At 54.4% G+C, this 4,201-nt stretch carries 3 protein-coding genes; 2 read left to right on the plus strand and 1 reads right to left on the minus strand.

Going from position 1 to position 4,201, the window contains the following annotated elements; genetic code table 11:
- A partial coding sequence (locus tag lacNas_RS05165; RefSeq protein WP_201335850.1) for an HAD-IIB family hydrolase occupies positions 1-621 on the plus strand: 621 nt, incomplete at its 5' end.
- Positions 622-708: 87 nt separating this feature from the next.
- The gene (locus tag lacNas_RS05170) at positions 709-1,263 is read left to right on the plus strand and encodes a hypothetical protein (protein ID WP_201330312.1); all 555 of its coding nucleotides are present in this window, start codon (positions 709-711) and stop codon (positions 1,261-1,263) included.
- Positions 1,264-1,319: 56 nt separating this feature from the next.
- On the opposite strand, the gene rpoC is transcribed toward lacNas_RS05170, so the two are convergent.
- Positions 1,320-4,201: DNA-directed RNA polymerase subunit beta' (gene rpoC, locus lacNas_RS05175; RefSeq protein WP_201346661.1), on the minus strand; the 2,882-nt coding region annotated here is incomplete at its 5' end.

Below are 4,201 nucleotides of genomic sequence, written 5' to 3' on the forward strand. Positions count from 1 at the left end.
GTCACGCTTAACGGCGCCATCAGCCGCCGGGCCAGCGGGGAAATCATGACCAGCGACTTGATCGCCAACTCCTTTTACCGGCAACTGGCTGCTTATGCCCTGGCCCGCCGCCTGCCTTTCAACATTGTCGATTTTGATTCCCGCATCGTCACGCCCGATCATGACATCGACCCGATGGTTTACCAGCAGGCTTTCGAAAACCAGGCCGTCCTTTTCGTCAGAGGCGTCGCGGAATTTCCGGAAGCTGGCCAGGACATTGCCAAGGCCTGCTTCGTCGGCAGTCAGGACCTGCTCGACAGCGTGGAAGCTGAAGTCAAGCAGGACTGGAGCCAGGACTTCAACGTTCTGCGGACCGATCCCCGCTTCCTTGAGCTGCTCAACCCTAAAGTAAACAAGGGCCAGGGCCTGGAAGAACTCTGCGAGCGGCTGGGCATTGCTCCAGAAGAAGTCATGGCCGTTGGCGACGAGCGCAACGACCTGGACATGTTTGCTTTTGCCGGCACCAGCGTGGCCATGGGCAACGGCAACGACCTGGTCAAGCAGGCAGCCGACTACGTCACCGGGACAAACGACGGAGACGGCATCGCTGAAGCCATCGAGAAGTTCGTTTTAGGCGAGTAAGGCTGATTTTTCTTCAAACTGGCAATTTTTTGCGGCTTTTAAAAAATAAACTCAAAAAAGTTGTACTAGTTGCTGGAGGAAGAAAAAATGCTCAGCGAACTGATCTCTTTGGCCTGCGGTCTCCTGGCAGCTTACAATGCCGACCGCTACTATTACTCAGCTTTAAACCGGGAAGACCGGCTGGTTCAAGACCTTCCTTACATCATTCTGGCCGGCAACCTGACCGTTTACGCGCTTCCTGAGCACGGCATCTTATACTCCATACTTTTGATTAGCCATTTTATTTTGATGGTCACCAGTGACCTGCACGAGCAGGCTTATGACAGCTGCCTGCTATTCACGCCCCTGGTGACCGGCCTGCGGCATTTTTTCTTGGCTCCGGGCATGGAAGGACTGGGCGCAGCCGCCTGCTTTCTGGCGGTCCTGGTCTGGCTGACTTTGCGCGGGAAGATGGGCAGCGGCGACGTCTGGTTTTATCTCCTCTTGGTCTTAAATTTTTCCAGCCAAGTCGCCTTGAAGAGCTTTCTGCTCGCTTCCCTGCTTGCCCTGGCCCGGGCGGCCTGGCGGAAGCTGCCGGCTGAAGAAGCCTTCGCCTTCCTGCCCTACCTGTTTTGGGGCTTGAATCTCCAGTTTTTGCTCTAAAGCAAAAAAACGTTCGGATGACATCTAGTCATTCGAACGTTTTTTATTGAACTGAATTACTTGCTTGCTTCAGTTTCCTTGTTTTCGTCTTCCATCTTCTTTTCCAGGTCAGCGATTGAGTAAACTGAGTCTGGTTGTTGAACATCGGCCTTTGGCACTTGGTTGCGGTAAATTGGCATGCCAGTACCAGCTGGGATGATCTTCCCGATGATGACGTTTTCCTTCAGACCAAGCAGCGGGTCGTTCTTGCCGCGGATTGACGCGTCGGTAAGCACCCGGGTAGTTTCCTGGAAGGAAGCAGCTGACAGGAAACTGTTGGTTTCCAGGGCAGCCTTGGTGATACCCAGAATGTCTGCTTGGGCAGTTGCCGGGATACCACCGCTGATGATGACGTCGCGGTTGCGGTCACGGAATTCAGCGATGTCCATGACTTCACCTGGCAGAATGTCAGTTTCACCTGGGTCAAGGACGCGGACCTTCTGCAGCATCTGTCTAGTCAGAACTTCGGCGTGCTTGTCGGCCAGGTCAACACCCTGAGTCCGGTATGACTTCTGGACTTCAGCCAGGATGTATTCTTCGGTCGTCAGAGTATCAGTTACCTTGATCAGTTCCTTAGGGTCGATAGAACCAGGGATCAGCTTGTCACCACGGTGAATTTCGTCGCCTTCCTGAACGGCTGGCTTAGCCGTGTAAGGAATGGTGTAGACTCTGGTGTCGATCTTGCCCTTAACGGTGATTTCCTGCAAGTGTTCAGCCGCGTTGCTTTCGATCTTGTCGACAACACCGTCAACTTCAGAGATGACCGCGCGACCCTTAGGGTTGCGGGCTTCAAACAATTCTTGCACACGAGGCAGACCTTGAGTGATGTCTTCTGCGCCGGCAACACCACCGGTGTGGAAAGTACGCAGGGTCAGCTGGGTACCTGGTTCACCGATTGACTGAGCGGCAACCGTACCGACTGCTTCACCGATTTCAACTTCTTCGGCAGTAGCCAGGTTCCGGCCGTAGCACTTCCGGCAGATACCGTGGGAAGTGTTGCAAGTCAGGATTGACCGGATCTGAACTTCTTGAACGCCGGCGTCGACGATCTTCTGCGCCATCTGTTCGTCCATCAAGACGCCCTTCGGGCAGATTACTTCGCCAGTTTGCGGGTCACGGACAGTCCGGTTGGTAAAGCGGCCTACCAGACGGTCGTAAAGGGATTCGATCAAGCCGGCATCCTTGTCAACGATTGCTCTGGCCGTAATGCCGCGGTCAGTGCCACAGTCGTCTTCACGGATGATGACATCCTGGGCAACGTCGACCAGACGACGGGTCAGGTAACCAGACTGGGCGGTCTTCAAGGCCGTGTCAGTCATACCCTTCCGGGCGCCGTGAGTGGACATGAACAGTTCCAGCACGGTCAGACCTTCCTTAAAGTTGGAGATAACCGGAATTTCGAACAATTCACCACTTGGAGTAGCCATCAAACCACGCATACCAGCCAGCTGGGTGAAGTTAGAGATGTTACCACGGGCACCGGACTGCTGCATGACGGAGATTGGGTTTCTCTGGTCCTTGAATTCGGCAATTTCTTGCTGAACGGCATCCTTACAGTCGGTCCAAATCTTGATGATGTTGTCGTGACGTTCCTTGTCGGACAGCTTGCCCCGGCGGAACATCTTGGATACCTGCTTAACCTGCTTGCGGGCTTCGGCAACCAAAGCATCCTTGGTCTTGGTTTCCGGAACGTCGGCCATACCGATCGTCAGACCGGAGATGGTTGAAGCAGAGTAGCCCATTTCCTTCAAGTCGTCCAGGTATTCAGAAGTTCTTTGTACCCGGTAGCGCTTGTAGATTTCAGAAATCGTGTCACCCAGGAAGCCCTTCTTGAATGGCGTAGCCACCAGGTCCTGGCCAACTTCAGCGATCTTGTCGTGGATGTCTTGACCATCTTCCAGGAAATACTTTTCATCCATCGGCTGCTTCAAGTTGTCTTGAGTCGGCTCGTTGATGTAGAAGTAGTCGTCTGGGAAGAGAGAGTTGAAGACCAGACGGCCGTAAGTCGTTACGAAAATGCCGTCTTCGTGGCCTACGCCCCAGTTCTTCTTAGGCATTGAGGCTGCTGAAACACCGATGATGGTGTGGTAGTGGATGTCGCCGTTGTTGTAGGCAACGGTTGCTTCTTCCGGAGTGGCAAAGATCATGCCTTCGCCTTCACGGCCGATTTCAGCTTGCGTCAGCCAGTAGTTACCCAAAACGATGTCCTGAGACGGAGTAACGATTGGCGTACCATCCTTAGGAGTAAGGATGTGGTGGGCAGCCAGCATCAGCAGGCGGGATTCCGCAACTGCTTCGTCTGACAGCGGCACGTGGATGGCCATCTGGTCACCGTCGAAGTCGGCGTTGTAGGCTTCACAAGCCAGCGGGTGCAAACGCAGGGCCTTGCCTGGCACCAGCACTGGTTCAAAGGCTTGAATTGACAGCCGGTGCAGGGTAGGTGCCCGGTTCAAAAGAACTGGACGTTCCTTGATGACGTATTCCAATACGTCCCAAATGTCGTCGTCTTCACGGTCGATCTTGCGCTTGGCGTTCTTGATGTTGGAAGCAATGCCCCGGCGAACCAGTTCCCGCATTACGAAAGGCTTGAACAATTCCAAGGCCATTGGACGCGGAACGCCGCATTGGTAAAGCTTCAGCTTCGGAGAAACGTCGATGACTGAACGGCCGGAGTAGTCGACACGCTTACCAAGCAAGTTTTGACGGAAACGACCCTGCTTACCCTTCAGCATGTGGGAAATGGACTTCAGCGGACGGTTGCCCGGCCCAACGACCGGACGGCCGCGGCGGCCGTTGTCGATCAAAGCGTCGACGGCTTCCTGCAGCATCCGCTCTTCGTTTTGTACGATCAAGCCAGGAGCGTGCATGTCCAGCAGCTTCTTCAACCGGTTGTTCCGGT

Source organism: Lactobacillus nasalidis, assembly GCF_016587775.1.
GTDB lineage: Bacteria > Bacillota > Bacilli > Lactobacillales > Lactobacillaceae > Lactobacillus > Lactobacillus nasalidis.

Excerpts from the sequence above, each read along its gene's own strand:
- lacNas_RS05170 (WP_201330312.1), top strand. The coding sequence starts at position 709 with ATGCTCAGCGAACTGATCTCTTTGGCCTGCGGTCTCCTGGCAGCTTAC.